The sequence below is a fragment of the Sporolactobacillus spathodeae genome, from assembly GCF_016908935.1.
Classification (GTDB): Bacteria; Bacillota; Bacilli; order Bacillales; family Sporolactobacillaceae; genus Sporolactobacillus; species Sporolactobacillus spathodeae.
On the sequence record NZ_JAFBEV010000002.1, the window covers coordinates 105,418 to 122,191 of the forward strand.

The 16,774-nt window shown below is 45.8% G+C and carries 14 protein-coding genes, 1 tRNA gene and 1 riboswitch; of the genes, 11 read left to right on the forward strand and 4 right to left on the reverse strand.

The window, feature by feature from the left end; translation table 11 throughout:
* The first annotated feature begins 3 nt into the window (after window positions 1-3).
* The 3 genes from deoC to JOC27_RS01485 all read left to right on the forward strand — a co-directional run bounded on the left by deoC (window position 4) and on the right by JOC27_RS01485 (window position 2,792).
* On the forward strand, window positions 4-654 hold the full coding sequence (gene deoC / locus JOC27_RS01475; RefSeq protein WP_205005221.1) for a deoxyribose-phosphate aldolase: 651 nt from the start codon (window positions 4-6) through the stop codon (window positions 652-654).
* A gap of 387 nt (window positions 655-1,041) precedes the next feature.
* Window positions 1,042-1,113, forward strand: a tRNA-Glu gene (locus tag JOC27_RS01480).
* A gap of 476 nt (window positions 1,114-1,589) precedes the next feature.
* Window positions 1,590-2,792 (forward strand): NAD(P)/FAD-dependent oxidoreductase, encoded by a 1,203-nt coding sequence (locus tag JOC27_RS01485; protein ID WP_205005222.1) that lies wholly within the window; start codon window positions 1,590-1,592, stop codon window positions 2,790-2,792.
* 133 nt (window positions 2,793-2,925) lie between these two features.
* On the opposite strand, the gene JOC27_RS01490 is transcribed toward JOC27_RS01485, so the two are convergent.
* The 3 genes from JOC27_RS01490 to rpiA form a co-directional block, all read right to left on the reverse strand.
* Window positions 2,926-4,227, reverse strand: a complete 1,302-nt coding sequence (locus JOC27_RS01490; RefSeq protein WP_205005223.1) for an O-acetylhomoserine aminocarboxypropyltransferase/cysteine synthase family protein — start codon at window positions 4,225-4,227, stop codon at window positions 2,926-2,928.
* 130 nt (window positions 4,228-4,357) lie between these two features.
* A riboswitch (SAM riboswitch) is annotated at window positions 4,358-4,464 on the reverse strand.
* A gap of 229 nt (window positions 4,465-4,693) precedes the next feature.
* Window positions 4,694-6,190 carry an aldehyde dehydrogenase family protein gene (locus tag JOC27_RS01495; RefSeq protein ID WP_205005224.1) on the reverse strand — a complete coding sequence of 499 codons (1,497 nt, stop codon included), beginning with the start codon at window positions 6,188-6,190 and terminating at the stop codon, window positions 4,694-4,696.
* Window positions 6,191-6,422: 232 nt separating this feature from the next.
* Window positions 6,423-7,100 carry a ribose 5-phosphate isomerase A gene (gene rpiA / locus JOC27_RS01500; RefSeq protein ID WP_205005225.1) on the reverse strand — a complete coding sequence of 226 codons (678 nt, stop codon included), beginning with the start codon at window positions 7,098-7,100 and terminating at the stop codon, window positions 6,423-6,425.
* 132 nt (window positions 7,101-7,232) lie between these two features.
* Here rpiA and JOC27_RS01505 point away from each other — a divergent pair, with 132 nt between their 5' ends.
* The 4 genes from JOC27_RS01505 to JOC27_RS01520 all read left to right on the forward strand — a co-directional run bounded on the left by JOC27_RS01505 (window position 7,233) and on the right by JOC27_RS01520 (window position 10,568).
* Window positions 7,233-8,192: a sugar-binding transcriptional regulator gene (locus tag JOC27_RS01505; RefSeq protein ID WP_205005226.1), complete on the forward strand. Its 960-nt coding sequence runs from the start codon at window positions 7,233-7,235 to the stop codon at window positions 8,190-8,192.
* Between the two features lie 129 nt (window positions 8,193-8,321).
* Entirely contained in the window at window positions 8,322-9,107 is a 786-nt protein-coding gene (locus JOC27_RS01510) for a transporter substrate-binding domain-containing protein (protein ID WP_205005227.1), read from the forward strand.
* Window positions 9,108-9,803, forward strand: coding sequence for an amino acid ABC transporter permease (locus JOC27_RS01515; protein WP_205005228.1), 696 nt, complete (start codon window positions 9,108-9,110; stop codon window positions 9,801-9,803).
* A gap of 18 nt (window positions 9,804-9,821) precedes the next feature.
* Complete coding sequence (locus JOC27_RS01520; protein WP_205005229.1) at window positions 9,822-10,568, forward strand: amino acid ABC transporter ATP-binding protein; 747 nt, start codon at window positions 9,822-9,824, stop codon at window positions 10,566-10,568.
* A gap of 194 nt (window positions 10,569-10,762) precedes the next feature.
* Here JOC27_RS01520 and JOC27_RS01525 read toward each other — a convergent pair whose 3' ends face one another.
* A complete protein-coding gene (locus JOC27_RS01525; RefSeq protein WP_239529326.1) occupies window positions 10,763-11,659 on the reverse strand; it encodes a LysR family transcriptional regulator in 897 nt (298 codons plus the stop codon).
* A gap of 172 nt (window positions 11,660-11,831) precedes the next feature.
* Between JOC27_RS01525 and JOC27_RS01530 the strand changes: the two genes are divergently transcribed.
* From JOC27_RS01530 to JOC27_RS01545, 4 genes are all read left to right on the forward strand, one after another.
* A complete protein-coding gene (locus JOC27_RS01530; protein ID WP_205005231.1) occupies window positions 11,832-13,022 on the forward strand; it encodes an aminotransferase-like domain-containing protein in 1,191 nt (396 codons plus the stop codon).
* A 29-nt stretch (window positions 13,023-13,051) separates the two neighbouring features.
* A complete protein-coding gene (locus JOC27_RS01535) occupies window positions 13,052-13,972 on the forward strand; it encodes a ketopantoate reductase family protein (RefSeq protein ID WP_205005232.1) in 921 nt (306 codons plus the stop codon).
* A 515-nt stretch (window positions 13,973-14,487) separates the two neighbouring features.
* Window positions 14,488-15,663, forward strand: a complete 1,176-nt coding sequence (locus JOC27_RS01540; RefSeq protein WP_239529328.1) for an NRAMP family divalent metal transporter — start codon at window positions 14,488-14,490, stop codon at window positions 15,661-15,663.
* A 313-nt stretch (window positions 15,664-15,976) separates the two neighbouring features.
* Complete coding sequence (locus tag JOC27_RS01545) at window positions 15,977-16,732, forward strand: LamB/YcsF family protein (protein ID WP_205005234.1); 756 nt, start codon at window positions 15,977-15,979, stop codon at window positions 16,730-16,732.
* Window positions 16,733-16,774: the final 42 nt, after the last annotated feature.

The window sequence follows — 16,774 nt, forward strand, 5'->3', positions numbered from 1 at the left end:
CAAATGAACGATTTAGCGAAGTATATTGATCATACGGCTTTAAAGGCGAATACAACAGAAGAGGATATTATCAAATTATCAGCAGAGGCTCGCAAATATGGCTTTGCTTCGGTCTGCATTAACCCTTGCTGGATCCCGCTTGCTGCACAACAATTAAAGGACTCGAGCGTCAATGTCTGCACGGTGATAGGTTTTCCGTTAGGGGCGAACACATCGGAGACAAAGGCCTTTGAAACACGCGATGCGATAGAAAAGGGTGCTGGTGAGGTCGATATGGTGATCAATGTTGGCGCGTTGAAGGCAGGTCTTAACGCCAAAGTTGAAGAAGATATTCGTGCAGTCGTCGATGCTGCGGATAAAAGGGCATTAGTCAAAGTGATCATTGAGGCATGCTTGCTGACAGATGAAGAGAAAGTGACAGCTTGCCAGTTAGCGGTTCGCGCCGGGGCTGATTACGTCAAAACATCGACAGGCTTCTCAACTGGCGGGGCAACGGCCGCTGATGTTCGTTTGATGCGCGAAACAGTTGGCCCATCGATCGGCGTCAAGGCAGCCGGAGGCATTCACACAAAGAGTGAGGCACTCGCGATGATTGAAGCGGGAGCAACCCGTATCGGCGCAAGTTCGGGTATCAAAATTGTCGCGGCGGATTAAGAATCCGCTGACAAAATTTAAGTAACAGAAAGCAGCCCGGAACGAGCGGCGTGTGTTTTGCGCACTGCTTATTCCGGGTTATTGATTAACTCGGGAAACGCTATTTCAACAGTAAAAAAGCATATGAATTTGCGTGAAAAATGCAGCGGAGAAGCGAGACGCCTGCGGGATCAGCGTGCCGGCGAGACCCCGCAGATTCTAGCTTGTCCGAGGCTTGCGGTGCGCCCGCGGCAAGCGAGCAGCCGGAGCACATTTGTTACAAAATCAGATCTGGTTAATCCAAGTAATTCAAGAGATCAAAAAGGAAGATAAAGGCATTGAAATTATAGCTGCAAATATGTTATAATCTTATTTGTGCTTATTGGAATAGAGCCGAATGATCAATATAGGGCGTTGGGCAAGTGGTTAAGCCAATGGATTCTCATTCCATGATCGCGGGTTCAATTCCCGTACGCCCTCCTAAACTTTAAAAAGCTGTCATCCTTATTGGGTGGCAGCTTTCTTGCAAGTAAAGAAGAAAGTATCTGATTGTCGCGAAAATACAGTTAAGACGCCTTTCGGAAAGGCTCTGAAAAATTTTAATGTTGATTTTCCCGATAAAAACAATGTGTGAGACGCTTGCGGGAAAAGCGAGCCAAGTGAGACCCCGCAGATTCTAGCCTGTCTGAGGAGACGCGCGGCGCCCGCGGCAAGCGAGCAGCCGGAGCACAATTTTCGCAAAAAAAGACTTGGCTAAGCCAAGTTTTCTTGAATTTTTCTCACACAAGTTTGCTGCTGCGCAGGACTATAAAAAATTTTGAACATTTTTTCACAATTTATTGAAAGCGCTATCAATAAGAGGTACAATACAAATGGAGATTATGTGAACAAAATGTGAACGTTAGTTATTATACCTCGGTAAAGCGTGTGAAAAAATGAACGAGAGGATGATAATGATGCCAAAAAAGAAAATCGTGATTTTAGGCGCAGGTTATGGAGGTTTGAGAACGCTAAAAAAATTGCAGAATATGCACCCGGAAGCGGAAATCTTTATCGTCAATAAAAACGATTACCATTGCGAAACAACCTCTCTTCACGAAGTGGCAGCTGGAACCGCGGAAGCGGAGCAAATCTGCTACCCGATTGATAGTGTCATTGATTTGCGACAAACTCAGTTCATTAAAGACAAGGTGGCTGCCATCGATCGGCCAAATAAACAAGTGATCTTGGAAGCACATGAAGCATTGCCCTATGACTACCTGCTGATCGCATTGGGCTTTGAATCGGAGACTTTTGGCATTAGTGGCATCAATGAACATGCTTTGGCAATTTCCGATATTCCGTCCGTCGAAAAGATTCGAAAGCATATTATACATGAATTTGCCTGTTGGAAGAAGGATCGTGACGATCGTCATCTCAGTATTGTTGTCGGTGGCGCGGGTTTTACAAGTTTTGAGTTTTTGGGTGAGGCAACAAACCGCATGCCGGAGCTTGCCCAGCAGATGCAGATCGATCCACGGAAAGTACGGATATTCTGCATCGAACCATCACCGAATGTACTCCCAATGTTCGATCGAAAGCTCGCTCAGTACGCTTCAGAGCAATTATCCGAGCGGGGTGTAGCATTTGTCATCGGACGTGTCAGCCGTGTTCGGGCGAACGAGATCTACTATAAAAATGGCCAAGAAGAACAATGTCTTCAGGCAGGTACCTTCATCTGGACGGGCGGTGTTCGCGGCAGTTCGGTCATCGATGCCTCTGGATTCCAGCAAACACGCGGCCGTGTCTCTGTTCATGAGGACTTGTCTGTGCCTGGTAATCAGGAAATTCTGATCATCGGCGACTGTTCTGAGATGATTGATCCGAGCACAGGGCGTCCTTTCCCTGCAACAGCGCAGATAGCGATGCAGCAGGCGGACATTGCTGCCCATAATCTAAACGCGATGGTCAATGGCGAGCCGCTGCTTCCTTTTCGTTATAAATTTAAAGGAACGGTTTGTTCACTTGGCAAGAACGATGCGCTTGGCGAAGTGATGGGGCGCAAAGTTAAGGGATTACCAGCAGCTTTTATGAAAAAGGTTATTGATAACCGCTCGCTGGCAAAAATCGGCGGCCTTGAAACGATGCTTAAAAAAGGCAGATTCAGTTTCAACAAATAAGAAGATAAAATTGGAAAGGCCAAGTTCTTTGGTTTGTGGTCAAATCATACCTGATTTCACTGAAAATTGATACGTGCTTTACGCATAAAAAGAGCTCCAGCAGGTTGCTGGAGCCCTTTCATTATCGAGGATTTTATTGATTAACAGGAACGGGGATTTTGGCGAGCGCTTGATTAAGATCATAGATAATATCATCTATCGTTTCAACACCGATTGACACGCGAATCAAGTCAGGTGTTACACCGGCTTCCGCTTGTTCTTCAGGTGTCAATTCAGCGTGCGTTGTGCTGGCTGGATGAATAATCAGTGATTTGGCATCAGCTACATTTGCCAGCAGGGAGAATAATTTGACGTTGTTAATCAGAGTTTTGCCGGCTTCCAGACCGCCTTTGACGCCAAAAGTGAAAATTGATCCGGCACCCTTTGGCAGGTATTTTTTCGCCAAGTCATGATATGGGCTGTCTTCAAGTTCTGGATAATTGACCCAGGTAACTTTCGGGTGGTTTTTCAAGAATTCAACGACCTTGCGTGCATTTTGAACGTGACGTTCGACGCGTAGTGAAAGCGACTCGAGCCCCTGAAGGAAATAAAATGCGTTTTGCGGGCTCAGTGTGGCACCAGTATTGCGAAGCAGCTGTACACGCGCCTTAGCTGCGTAGGATGCAGGTGCGAGATCCGTATAGACGAGACCGCCATAACTCTTATCAGGAGTCGTGAAATCAGGAAATTTCCCGCTGGCCGCCCAGTCAAATTTTCCACCGTCAACGAGAATGCCGCCGATTGCTGTTCCGTGACCGCCGATGAACTTTGTTGCTGAATGGACAACAACATCTGCGCCCCATTCAATTGGCCGAATCAGGTAAGGTGTGCCAAACGTATTATCGATGATCAATGGAATACCGTTTTCATGGGCGATTTTGGCGACCGCTTCGATGTCGAGTACGTTGATCTTCGGATTGCCAAGCGTTTCGCCATAGATTGCTTTCGTGCGATCATTAATGGCAGTGCGGAAGTTCTCCGGATCGTCGGGATCAACGAAGGTGACGTCGATACCCAGTTTTCGGAGCGTGACGTTGAACAGTTCATAAGTGCCGCCATAGAGTGTGCCAGCGGCTACGATATTGTCACCTGCGTTGGCAACATTGAGAATGGAATAGAGTATAGCTGCCAGACCTGAAGAAGTTGCGAGAGCAGCTACACCGCCTTCTAGCTCGGCAACGCGTTTTTCAAAGACATCTTCCGTAGGATTCATGATACGCGCATACACATTGCCTGGTTTTTTCAATTGAAAAAAGTCAGCTGCTTCATCGGCATCTTTAAAGACAAAAGAAGTCGTTTGGTAAATCGGTACTGCCCGTGCGCCTGTCGCCGGATCCGGCACCTGTCCTGCATGAACTTGCAACGTTTCAAAACCCAGTTTTCTTTCTTCAGTCATCTTGATCTCTCCCTTGACCTGATTTTGTCATTAAATAAAATCTTAGATTGGAAAGAGTCACAGATTGAAAAGGATGCAAAATAAAATGCTGTTTCCGCAGATGAGAGGGAAACAGCATTCGCCGATGCTTTTCTTATCTGCCAGGATGAATATCATCCTGCTGGAATTAACACCATACACTCACGTGCTGGTTGTCGGGCTTCAATGGGCCAGTCCCTCCGCCGCTCTTGATAAGATTTATTTAATTGAGGATATTCTATATCCACATTGGTTGTTTGTCAATCAAAAAATACAAGTAAATGGACTGTATTTAGTATTTTTTTTTCACACATTTTTCATTCGAGTCTCAATTGGCTCATTTTTCCATGGACACCAAAGCGCCTTTATTGTTTTTTTACCTTGAATTATATACAAAAAAACAGCCGGATGATCAAGCCGGCTGTTCGCAAGATGAAGGTGCAGTGGATTAATACAGACCTTCTGTTTTTTCTTTTGTGCTGATATAAATATTTTTTGTCTGCGTATATGCATCGAGGATACTCTTGTATGTCTCGCGCCCGATTCCTGATTTCTTGTAACCGCCGAAAGGCGCGCCCGCAGGAAGTTGGTTGTATGTGTTCACCCACATACGGCCCGTGCGCACACCACGCGCAACTTTCAAAGCTGTATTCAAATTGCTCGTCCATACAGCGCCGCCCAATCCATATTCAGATTCGTTAGCCAGTTTAATCACATCGTCAACATCTTTGAATTTGATGACAGTGGCAACTGGTCCAAATATTTCTTCCTGAGCAATACGCATATCGTTCGTGGCATCGGCAAGGATCGTTGGTGCCATAAACACGCCATTTTCAAGACCGTCGTTTGCCAGTTTCTTGCCGCCGGTAACGAGCGTTGCGCCTTCATCCTGTCCAATTTTTACATAGTCCAGAATTTTCTCCAGTTGACGTCCGTTGACCTGTGCACCCATCTGAACGCCGTCTTGCCATGGCAGACCGACCTTCACTTTTTCGAAGGCATCCTTGAGAGCAGCGACAAATTTGTCATAAATACCTTCCTGAACAAAAACACGTGAACCAGCGCAGCATACTTGACCTTGGTTGAAGAGAATACCAAGTTGGGCACCTTCAATTGCGCGTTCCCATGGCGCGTCGTCAAAGTAAATATTTGCTGATTTGCCGCCTAATTCCAATGTCGCTGGAATCAGACGTTTCGCTGCGGCTGCGGCGACTTCGTAACCAACCTGCGTAGAACCTGTGAATGCAAGTTTTGCAAAGCCCGGGTGCTGGAGCATATAATCGCCGGAATCCGATCCGCGGCCTGTAACAACGTTCACAACACCGGCAGGAAGCACTTGATCCAATAATTTGGCAAATTCAAGCAAGCTGAGCGATGTCGATGATGAAGGATGAATCACAACCGTATTGCCGGCGGCGATTGCCGGAGCGATTTTCCATGCAGCCATCAGGAACGGGAAGTTCCAAGGAACGATTTGTCCAACAACACCAAGTGGTTCTTTCAAATTAATTGTCAGTGTATTTTCGTCGAGTGCTTGAGCCGTACCTTCTTCGGAACGGATAACACCGGCGAAATAGCGGAAATGGTCGGAACTTGCAGGAACATCAACGGCTTTTGTTTCTCTGAGTGGCTTGCCGTTATCCAATGTTTCAACCAAAGCCAGATGATCGGCATTTTCATCAATTAAATCGGCGATTTTCAGCAGCAAAGTGCTTCGTTCCTGAATGCCGACCTCTTTCCAAGTTTCAAACGCTTTTGTTGCAGCTTCGACAGCTGCGTCCACATCGGCGTGCGAGGCATCGGTGAAATCTGCCAATTTTTCCCCATTGCTAGGGTTATAGCTAGAGATCATACGGCCCTCAGAACCGGCAACCCATTTGCCTCCGATATATAACTTATAGGATGAGTCTACAGCTGAGCCAATTGCGGATTCATTGATACTCATGACGATGACTTCCTTTCCAATTTGTAAATTTGATTACTCGTCTTATTACACTTTTTATTGTAAAACACAAGCGCAAAAATTGGAATGAAAACGCTTATTAAAAATTATTCATGAATTATTCATGGATTCTTCATCAATTACTCATAGTTGATGAATTGGATAGACTTAATTATTCGAATGGATAGCGGAAATCTCAATTGATCACCAATGACTATGCCTTATTCCGGGAACGTCATTTTTCTAGGATCTTACTTCCTGAAGGACTGGTGACGATAATTTTTGTTACGCAACCGACAAAAAGGGAGGTATCGACGATTCCGTGAATCTCTCGCAACTTTTGATCGAGCGACGCGATATTCGGAAATTTTGCGAAGCTGGCGTCAAGAATGATATTGCCGTAATCACTGATCGTAAAGCCGTCTTTAGCCGGACTTTTTCTAGGAACGGCATGTCCACCTAGCTGCTGAATTTCACATTGCACATAGCTATAGGCATCGGGTAAGACTTCGAGAGTAACGGGCACGTCAAATGTCAGACTGTCAACGAATTTTGATTCATCGACAAGTAGAATATAATCATCAGCCATGGACGCAACAAGTTTCTCGCGTGTATGGATGGCGCCGCCACTTTTTAAAGCATTGAAATGCTGATCCACCTGATCGCAGCCGTCGAAAGCTACATCAACCTTAGACACATCTTGGAGATTAAGGACGGTGAAATCTTTTTGCAAACAGTAGTCCCGCGTAGTTTGGGAAGGGGTAACAACGCGGACATCAGTCCTGTCCGCCTGGCTGAGCAAATCAACCAGATGGCTGATCGTTGTTCCCCCGCCCAGCCCAATGGTCATTTTCTCTGATATCAGTGGCAATGCGGCCTGTGCGCATGCCCATTTCAAATCGGGTGCATTCATCTCGTCCATCTCCAATAAAATTGCACAAACGTGCAAAATATTATAATATGTGCTTGTTGCGCTTTAAGTATACAAAGATCCTGAAATACCGTCAATTGACGAAGGCCAGTTGATTAAAGGAGCAGTCACTGAATGGTGAAATCAAATAATCGCGAGTTGCTCGTTAAAATTGCACAAATGTATTATCTAGAGAACATGACACAAAGTCAGATAGCCAACGCGCTTGGCATTTATCGAACAACGATCAGCCGTTTGCTGAAACGTGTTCGTGATGAAGGAATTGTGACAATCACGATCAATTACGGCTCAAATCGTGAGACGGAACTTGAGAAAAGCCTATGCGAACGATTCGGGCTCAAAGAGGCAATCGTTGTTTCGACATGGAATCTTCCGCACAATCAGGTGGAAAAAAGTCAGGTGATGGGGAAGGCGGCCGCAAGCTTTTTGAAACGTATTACGGGCGATGGTGATGTGATCGGATTCTCGTGGGGAAGCAGTCTAGCGGCAGTTGCTGAACAGCTTGATCCAGACGAAAGAAAAAACGTGCTTTGTGTTCCGATGATTGGCGGAGCTTCCGGCCGATTGAAAAGTCGCTTTCACGTCAATACAATTTGCTATCAGGTGGCTGAGAAATTCAGAGGCGATTCACTATTGGCTGACTTTCCCGCTGTTTTTGAGAGTGAAGCAATCAAGCAGGCAATGATCCAGACGAAACATTTTCGTGAAATTGAGTCTGTTTGGGAACGATTGTCGATTGCCCTGTTCGGCATTGGATCAGTAATTTTGCAAGGCACGGAAAATTGGCAAGCATTTTATGGCAGCGGTACTGTCCATTCACTCGTCGATAGGCAGGCGGCAGGTGATATTCTTTCTTCATTTTATGACGCATGGGGTATTCCGGTTGAAACAGATCTGTCCGCCCGTACAATGGCGCTGCCGCTCGAACGACTGAAGCAGTTACCTTATTCTATTGGTATTGCCGAATCATCAGCAAAAGTTCCGGCGATTATCGGCGCGTTGCGCGGCAATTATATGAATGTATTGGTGACAACGGATGAAACGGCACGAGAAATTCTGGAAGCTGATGCCTAAGCGTTTGCTTTTTCTTGGAAATATGATAGAATCAATAAACCCACCAAATTATATAAAATTACTTGGAATTAAATCAGATAAATTGTTGGGCATCATAGAGAAGAGAAAAAGGTAAGAGGAGGAAGTTTTATGAAAAAAATTATTTCTTTGCTGGTTGCTGCTTTTGCAGTTGTATCACTGACAGCTTGTGGCTCTTCCACAACAGCAACGAACACTTATGATCAGGTTAAAAAGAGCGGTGTTTTGCGCGTCGGGACAGAAGGTACATATGCCCCCTACACTTATCATGACAGCAAGACCAACAAACTTGTCGGCTTTGACGTCGCTGTCATTCGTGAGGTTGGTAAGCGTTTGGGCGTTAAAGTGAAGTTTGATGAATCGAATTGGGATTCGTTATTTGCCGGTTTAAATGCTAAACGATTCGACACGATTGCCAATGATGTCGGTGTTACGCCGGATCGACAGAAAAAGTATGATTTTTCCCGGGTCTACACGACGTCGCAATCGGTGATTGTGACCCGCAAAGAGAATCAGTCGATTCACTCCCTTAAAGATTTGAAGGGTGTCAAAGTCGCTCAGGGTCTCTCCAGTAATTACGGAGCGATGACGAAAAAGGCCGGCGCCATTATCACAGGTGAAGATGATATGTCGAAAGCGCTGAAACTTGTTAGTCAGAAACGGGTCGATGCCACTGTCAACGATCAAGGTGCAGTTCTGCAATACTTTAAACAGACAAAAGATAATCAATTGAAAGTAGCGGCGGTTGTTCCCTCGAACGCAGCCGATATCGCTTTTCCGGTCCTCAAAGGAAGCGGACTCGCCAAGCCGTTCTCTAAAGAACTGGCAGCAATGAAAAAAGATGGAACTTTGAAACGCATTTCCGAACAGTATTTTGGAAAGGATATCAGCAAGTAAATGCCAAGTTTCGTTTTCGGGGCGATTACCGTTGACTGGGATCTGGCTGCCCGGTCCTTCTGGCCAATTTTGCAGGGAGGGTTGATTTATACCCTGCCCCTGACCCTTATTTCATTCGTCTTTGGTTTTATCCTGGCGCTTATGATGGCGCTTTTTCGCCTTTCGAAATGGGCCGTATTACAGTGGATCGCCCGCATCTATATCTCAATTATCCGCGGGACCCCGCTGATCGTTCAATTGGCTATTGTTTTTTATGGCTTGCCGGATCTTGGGATACAGCTTTCGCCAATTCCAAGTGCGATCATTGCGCTGTCGCTAAATGTCGGCGGCTATGCGGCTGAGGTTATCCGCGCCTCAATTTTATCGGTGCCACGTGGTCAATGGGAAGCCGGTTATACAATCGGTATGAGCGAAGCACAAGTCCTAAGGCGCGTCATTCTACCGCAAGCGGCACGCGTTTCTGTGCCACCACTTTCGAACACGTTTATCAGTTTAGTGAAAGATACGTCCTTAGCCTCAACAGTTACGGTTACGGAACTATTTCGGCGTGCACAGGAAATTACAGCAACGAATTATGATTTTCTCTTGCTTTATTCAGAGGCAGCACTTATCTATTGGATTTTCTGCTTTTTTCTTTCGCTTGGGCAAAGCTGGATGGAAAGTCGACTGGATCGCTATGCTGCGCCTCGCGCGTAAAGGGGGGTGGAAAAGGCAATGCTTCTTTCTATAAAAAATGTACACAAGACTTTTTCCGGCCACGAAATATTAAAAGGAATTGATTTCTCACTTGATGAAGGCAAGGTACTCGTGCTCATTGGGCCGTCCGGGTCAGGAAAGACAACGACGCTAAGAACGCTTAACCTTCTTGAAATCCCCGAGGCAGGGACACTGCAGATTGCCGATCAAGAAGTCGTATTTGGACAAGCGCTTTCGAAGAAACGGATTCAGGCAATGCGCCGCCAGTCTGCCATGGTCTTTCAGGAATATAATTTGTTCCCTCACCGAACCGCACTTGAAAATGTCACTGAAGGACTGATAATTGTCCAGAAAATGGCGCCCAAAGAAGCGCAGGAACGCGCCGCGGAACTTTTAAATAAAGTTGGTCTAACGCAGCACCTGAACAAATATCCGCACCAATTATCCGGCGGTCAGCAGCAACGCGTCGGTATCGCGCGAGCGGTTGCTTTGCAGCCGAAATTGTTGCTGTTTGACGAACCGACCTCAGCACTTGATCCGGAATTGGTCGGTGATGTGCTTAAGGTAATGAAAGATTTGGCACGTGAAGGATGGACAATGGTTGTTGTCACTCATGAATTGAAATTTGCCGCGGACGTGGCTGATGAGGTGTTGTTTCTTGATGATGGGCGAATTCTGGAAAGAGGAGCACCGGACGTCCTTTTGCAGCAGCCACAGCATGAACGGACAAAGCAATTTTTAAGCAGAATATTAAATGAACGATAACAAAAAGTCGCAGAACTCAAGTATCTGCGGCTTTTTATTTGCCCTTGAAGGATAAAAATGAAGGGAAAGATGGGTGGAAAAGCAGTGTGATAATCGCGTCAGCCAAAGCGCAATTATTGCAAAATATAGACAAAACATAGCCCAGTTTATCTGACAATGGAAAAAAGTTTTAGAATATTTTTCATGAAAACAGATTATTGGTTATTTAGATTATTCAGCCCGCTTTTTTCCACATAGTCAAGGATATGGTCATACATTTTCAGGGAAGCAGGAGATAAATACTGTTTTTTAAGCGAAGCGAGGCCAATGGTTCGATATTCCGCAGGTTTAAATGGATACATGCCGACATCGGCATAATTTTTTGTAAGTACAAGTTGAGGAAGAATGGCGATGCCAAGTCCGCTTTCGACCATTGCGACAATGGATTGATCATCAATACTGTAGAACTGGGAATGGACAGACAGTTGATGCTTATGCAGCAGCGCTTTTGTTTCTTTCATGTAATCATCGCGTTGCAGAATGAAGCTCATGTCCTTGATTTCCGCAACAGTGACGTAATCCGGGTGCTGAGGGCGGAAGTCTTTTGGTGTGACGCACAGCAAAGGATCTAGGGTCAGTGGTGTGACCGTAAGATTTTCTTCAGCTGGGAGAGAGATAAAACCAAGATCAATAGCTCCAGACTTAATCCAGCCGACAACATCCTCATAACCGCCTTGAAAAATGATGATTTTTATTTCTGGAAAGAGGCGACGGAACGATTTTACGATTTCAGGGATCCAGTGAATACAAATACTGCTATAAGTACCGATGCGCACGAGGCCCTTTTCCAGACCGTGAATATGTGCGGCTTCCTGTTTTAAGCGTTCTTCACTATTAAGCACAGCCCGAACATGTGGTAATAGATTTTTTCCCTCAAGTGTGAGGCGTACACCGGTCCGATCGCGAATAAAGAGGGCGACACCTAATTGCTGCTCAAGGTTAGCGATGGAGTGGCTGATGGCTGATGGTGTGAGGTTGAGTACTTCCGCAGCTTTAAGAAAACTTTGTTGTTCGGCGACGGTGTCGAAGACAGAATAAGAGAGTAAGGACATTTCCAAGATCCAACCCTTCATAAGAGTGAAATTAATTCATCTATACGTGAATAAGATGATGTTTACTCTAGCTTACGAACAGATTACTATAAATGCAAAGAAAAATAAAATGTAACTTTGTATCACGTGGAATGGATGGTTTTCTTACAAATAATGGTACGGGGAGAATAATATGAAAAGCGATTTGTATTCAGAGCGAATGAAAGAGGTTCGACCGTCTGCGATACGTGAGTTATTGAAATTAGGTGCGGATCCGGACGTCATTTCTTTTGGCGGCGGCTATCCGGATCCCAATCTATTTCCAACAGATCAACTCAGCCGAGTCTATGCACATGTTCTTAAAGAGCAGGGAAAGCAGGCCTTGCAATACACGATTTCAGAAGGACTTCCTGCACTGCGGGAGAAACTAGTCAAACGCATGGAGCGCGTCGGTGTAACTTGCGGACTGGACAATCTATTTCTCTTGCAAGGCAGTCAGCAAGGATTGGACCTTGTTGCGAAGATGTTGCTGAACCCTGGAGATGTCGTCATCACGGAAAATCCGACATTTTTAGGTGCATTGGTTGCCTTTAATGCCTACCAACCGAATTATGCCTCCGTTTCCATGGATGAAGATGGGATGATTATGGATGAACTTGAAACAGTACTTAAAGCGAATCCTCGTGCAAAAATCATTTACACGGTGCCGACTTTCCAGAATCCTACCGGTGTGACCATGAGTCTCGCCCGTAGAAAGCGACTTGTTGCGCTAGCCAATCAATATGATGTCATTATCTTGGAAGATGATCCGTATCGTGAAATTCGCTATGAAGGCGAACCTCTTCCAAGTATTAAGAGCCTGGATACCGAGGGCAGAGTGATTCACCTCGGCAGTTTCTCAAAAATACTGAGTCCGGGCATGCGCCTCGGCTGGGTTATTGCTGAGCACGAATTGGCAGAAAAGCTCTGCTTGCTAAAAATGGCTGCAGATACGCAGAACTCTACTCTGAATATGTACGCAGCAAACCTGTTCCTAGAACGCTATGATATTGATGAACATATTACGCGCATCCAGAATGTGTACAGGAAGAAGAAACAGATAATGCTGGATGCTTTTAATACCTATTTACCGAAAAGTGTTCATTACACGAATCCACAAGGCGGACTCTTCACATGGTTAACCCTCCCGGAAACGGTGGATACCACGAAGTTGATGAAGGAACATGTACTTCCTGAGGCCAACGTCGCTTATGTTCCCGGCGCGACGTTCTATCCTTTGCACCAAGAAATCAATCATTGCCGATTTAACTATTCATGCATGTCAGAAGAAAAAATTGTGAAAGGCATTGCGGCATTTGGACAAATTCTGCAAAATTATTGTTGATAGGATCATGAGTCGAGGAGGATGAATCCATGGAAATCAAAAACGTTGCGATTGTTGGCTTAGGTGCATTAGGTATTATGTATGGGAAACATCTTGTTGATCGTTTGGGTGTCGACGCAGTGCGCATTGTCGCTGATCATGACCGAATTGAGCGCTATAAGAAAGACGGTATTTTATGCAACGGTGAACCCTGCACATTTCGCTATGTTGCTGCTGATGAACCTATGGAACCTGCCGATCTACTGATTTTTGCGGTAAAATACACCGGATTGAAAAGTGCTATAGCTAATGCGAAAAATCAAATTGGGAAACAAACCATCATTCTTTCAGTGCTTAACGGGATTTCGAGTGAACAGGTGATTGGCGGGACGTTTGGTTTTGATCAATTGCTCTATTGCATTGTTGCTGGTATGGATGCTTCCAAAGTAGGCAATGAACTCACTTATAAAAATCTTGGCTTTATCAGCTTTGGCGAAGCAAATGATGTGCGCAGCAAGAAGGTACAGGCACTTGCGCACTTCTTTGATAAAGTCTCCATTCCTTATGAAATTCCTGAGCACATGATGCACAAGATGTGGAGTAAGCTGATGGTCAATACGGGTGTGAATCAATCGACGGCAGTCTTCGCCACGAATTACGGCGGGATACAAGTTCCGGGCAAGCCGCGTGATACGGTGATTGCTGCGATGAAAGAAGTTGTCAAGGTTGCTAATAGCGAAGGCGTGAACCTTCAAGAATCTGAAATTGCCGGATGGCTGAAGATCAACGATGCATTGAACCCTGAAGGTATGCCGTCGATGCGTCAGGACACCTTGCAGCACCGGCCAACAGAAGTTGAACTGTTCGCCGGGACGATTCGCAAGTTGGGCAAGAAACACGGCATCCCAACGCCGGTCAATGATTTTCTTTATACGAAGATTGAGGAGATAGAATCCGCTTATTCTCATTAATAAAAGATAATAAAACTGAATGTCTCTGGGACATTCAGTTTTTTCTAGAGATAAGAAAGTTTTTCGCACAAAAATGCAGCGAATTGCTCTGGCGGCTTGCGGGAAAAGCGAGCCAAGTGAGTCTCCGCAGATTCTCGCTTGTCTGAGGAGACGCGCGGCGCCCGCGGCAAGCGATCATAAAAAGCAACTATACGCCTAGGCAGGACATCAAAATAATGATAGCGACCAGCGGATCTGATTAAATTTTAATTAAATTAGGAAAGTGCATAAATAAGGTGCAATTGGTTCATTTTAAACCGAGGGTCTATTGACCTGCAGGGGGCGATTTTTTTAGGTTGATGGACAATTGATTTATAGGAGTAGCTAGTTCCTTAGATAGATAAAAAGGGAATTTTACTTTGAGTGAGGGACAATATAGTATTAGAAATATTTTTAAATATTGGTATAATTAATGAAATTTAGATTGGGGGAGTACAGAAGTGGACAAAAAAAATAAGTCGGCATTCGGCATTGCGATGGGTGGCGCTTTTCTCATGGCGATGTCTGCTGTCGGTCCGGGCTTTTTGACGCAGACGGCAACATTTACATCGCAATTAGGTGCAGATTTCGGATTCGCTATTCTTGTTTGTATACTTGTTGATATCGGCGTGCAGCTTAATATCTGGCGCATCATCGTCATTTCTGGGAAGAAAGCACAGACGATCGCCAATGAACTGGTTCCGGGGCTCGGGTATTTATTGACCGCGCTTATTGTCATCGGCGGTTTGACCTTCAATATCGGGAATATTGGCGGTGTTGGTCTTGGTTTCAATGTCTTATTTGGCATCTCACCGGAAAATGGGGCGCTGATTGGTGGCGCAATTGCTCTAATTATTTTTCTTGTGCGCAATGCGCTTATCGTTATGGATCGAACGGTACAAGTGCTTGCCGTTGTTAAAGTACTGCTGATTATTTTTGTTATCGCAATGATGGCGCCACCAGTCGGGCCGGCCGCTTATCATACATTCTTACCGTCACATATCGATTTTTATTCGATTGTAACGATCGTTGGTGGAACCGTTGGCGGCTATATTTCATTCTCAGGCGGACACCGCCTGCTAGAAGGCGGCTTGCGCGGCACACAGTCTATTCGTTATATCAACGAAGGCGCGCTGACCGGAATCGGGGTTGCTTCACTGATTCGCATCCTACTTTTTCTTGCTGGTCTCGCAGTTGTTACGGCTGGGCACCCGCTAAATCCACTAAATCCGGCTGCGAGTATCTTTCAAGCAGCGGCAGGTACTTTCGGTTACAAATTTTTCGGCCTGATTTTGCTAGCTGCCGGGATGACATCGACACTCGGATCAACCTTTACATCTGTATCCTTTCTGGAATATTCTAAAGAAAACAGCGTCAATCATACTTATCAGAAAATCAGACCGTATTTAATCATCTTTTTCATTGTTTTTTCAACAGCAATCTTTTATTTCATTGGCAGTCCGGCAAAGGTGCTCGTCGCTGTTGGCGCGATTAATGGGCTGATTCTTCCAATTGCGCTAGCCATACTGCTTGTCGCAACGATGCGTAAAAAGATAATGGGTACAGCTTACAAGCATCCGCTCTGGTTGACTGTATTCGGTTGGATCATTGTTATCTTCATGGCTTATGCCGGGATACAGACCGTCATAAAAAACCTGTCAACCCTTTATTAATACGTTAAGAATGTATTAGATTATGTGCAAAAAAGGAGCGCAGGTGCGCTGGCGCCTTGCGGGAACAGCGAGCCAAGTGAGCCCCCGCAGATTCCAGCTTGTCCAAGGAGGCTTCCGTCCTGCCCGGCGGCAAGCGAGCGACCGAAGCGCAATGGTTAAAAAAGGACTTGGCTAGGCCACGTTTTTCTGAAATACTATTGAATATTTTTATGTGTGTAGCGGGCAAATAAGAGCGGAGTGTTTACGTGTAGACGGCCTCCGCTTTTTGCATTGCAGAAGGGAAATCTGTATGACTTCAAAAGGAGGTAAACCATTGCGACAGATTGATTTTAATTGTGACTTGGGAGAAAGCTTTGGGCATTATAGAATGGGCAATGATGCCGAGGTTTTACCATTGATTTCTTCAGCGAATATTGCCTGCGGGTTTCATGCGGGAGACAGTTCCGAAATGCGTCGGACTGTGGCACGCGCGGCAGCAAACGGCGTTGCTATTGGTGTTCATCCGGGCCTGGCAGATCTAGAAGGATTCGGCAGACGGGAGATGGCTCTGACACCACAGGAAGCCTATGATTGTGTCGTTTATCAGATCGGTGCTTTAAAGGGCGTTGCCGCTTCGCAAAATGTATCGGTTCATCATGTGAAGCCGCATGGTGCGCTCTATCATATGGCTTCGGACCATGAGGACTATGCACGGGCGGTTGCAAAAGCCATTGCGGATGTTGACGATCACCTTTTACTGTTCGCCATGGGCGGAACGCACCTGGCGTCAGCCGGCGAGCGTGTTGGACTGCATGTGATACATGAGGTGTTTGCCGATCGAACCTATCAGCCGGATGGCTCATTGACACCACGTGCGGAGGGAAATGCGTTGATAACGGATCCGGAAGTGGCGCTTCAGCAGGTGCTGCGAATGATTAACGAGGGTAGCGTGCAGGCTGTTGACGGTAGCACACTGCCGATTCAAGCAGAAACGGTTTGCATTCACGGCGATGGACAGCGTGCGCTTGAGTTTGCCCGCATCATCAGGGAACGATTGCAGCAGACGGGTATTACGATCCAAGCCTGGTGAGTAGCACGTCGCGCTGTCTCAACTGTAATTATTCAACATTAT

Bases quoted from the DNA above. Each gene is read 5' to 3' on its own strand.
- deoC (WP_205005221.1), top strand. From the start codon at position 4: ATGAACGATTTAGCGAAGTATATTGATCATACGGCTTTAAAGGCGAAT.
- JOC27_RS01485 (WP_205005222.1), top strand. From the start codon at position 1,590: ATGCCAAAAAAGAAAATCGTGATTTTAGGCGCAGGTTATGGAGGTTTG.
- JOC27_RS01490 (WP_205005223.1), bottom strand. From the start codon at position 4,227: ATGACTGAAGAAAGAAAACTGGGTTTTGAAACGTTGCAAGTTCATGCA.
- JOC27_RS01495 (WP_205005224.1), bottom strand. From the start codon at position 6,190: ATGAGTATCAATGAATCCGCAATTGGCTCAGCTGTAGACTCATCCTAT.
- rpiA (WP_205005225.1), bottom strand. From the start codon at position 7,100: ATGAATGCACCCGATTTGAAATGGGCATGCGCACAGGCCGCATTGCCA.
- JOC27_RS01505 (WP_205005226.1), top strand. From the start codon at position 7,233: ATGGTGAAATCAAATAATCGCGAGTTGCTCGTTAAAATTGCACAAATG.
- JOC27_RS01510 (WP_205005227.1), top strand. From the start codon at position 8,322: ATGAAAAAAATTATTTCTTTGCTGGTTGCTGCTTTTGCAGTTGTATCA.
- JOC27_RS01515 (WP_205005228.1), top strand. From the start codon at position 9,108: ATGCCAAGTTTCGTTTTCGGGGCGATTACCGTTGACTGGGATCTGGCT.
- JOC27_RS01520 (WP_205005229.1), top strand. From the start codon at position 9,822: ATGCTTCTTTCTATAAAAAATGTACACAAGACTTTTTCCGGCCACGAA.
- JOC27_RS01525 (WP_239529326.1), bottom strand. From the start codon at position 11,659: ATGTCCTTACTCTCTTATTCTGTCTTCGACACCGTCGCCGAACAACAA.
- JOC27_RS01530 (WP_205005231.1), top strand. From the start codon at position 11,832: ATGAAAAGCGATTTGTATTCAGAGCGAATGAAAGAGGTTCGACCGTCT.
- JOC27_RS01535 (WP_205005232.1), top strand. From the start codon at position 13,052: ATGGAAATCAAAAACGTTGCGATTGTTGGCTTAGGTGCATTAGGTATT.
- JOC27_RS01540 (WP_239529328.1), top strand. From the start codon at position 14,488: ATGGGTGGCGCTTTTCTCATGGCGATGTCTGCTGTCGGTCCGGGCTTT.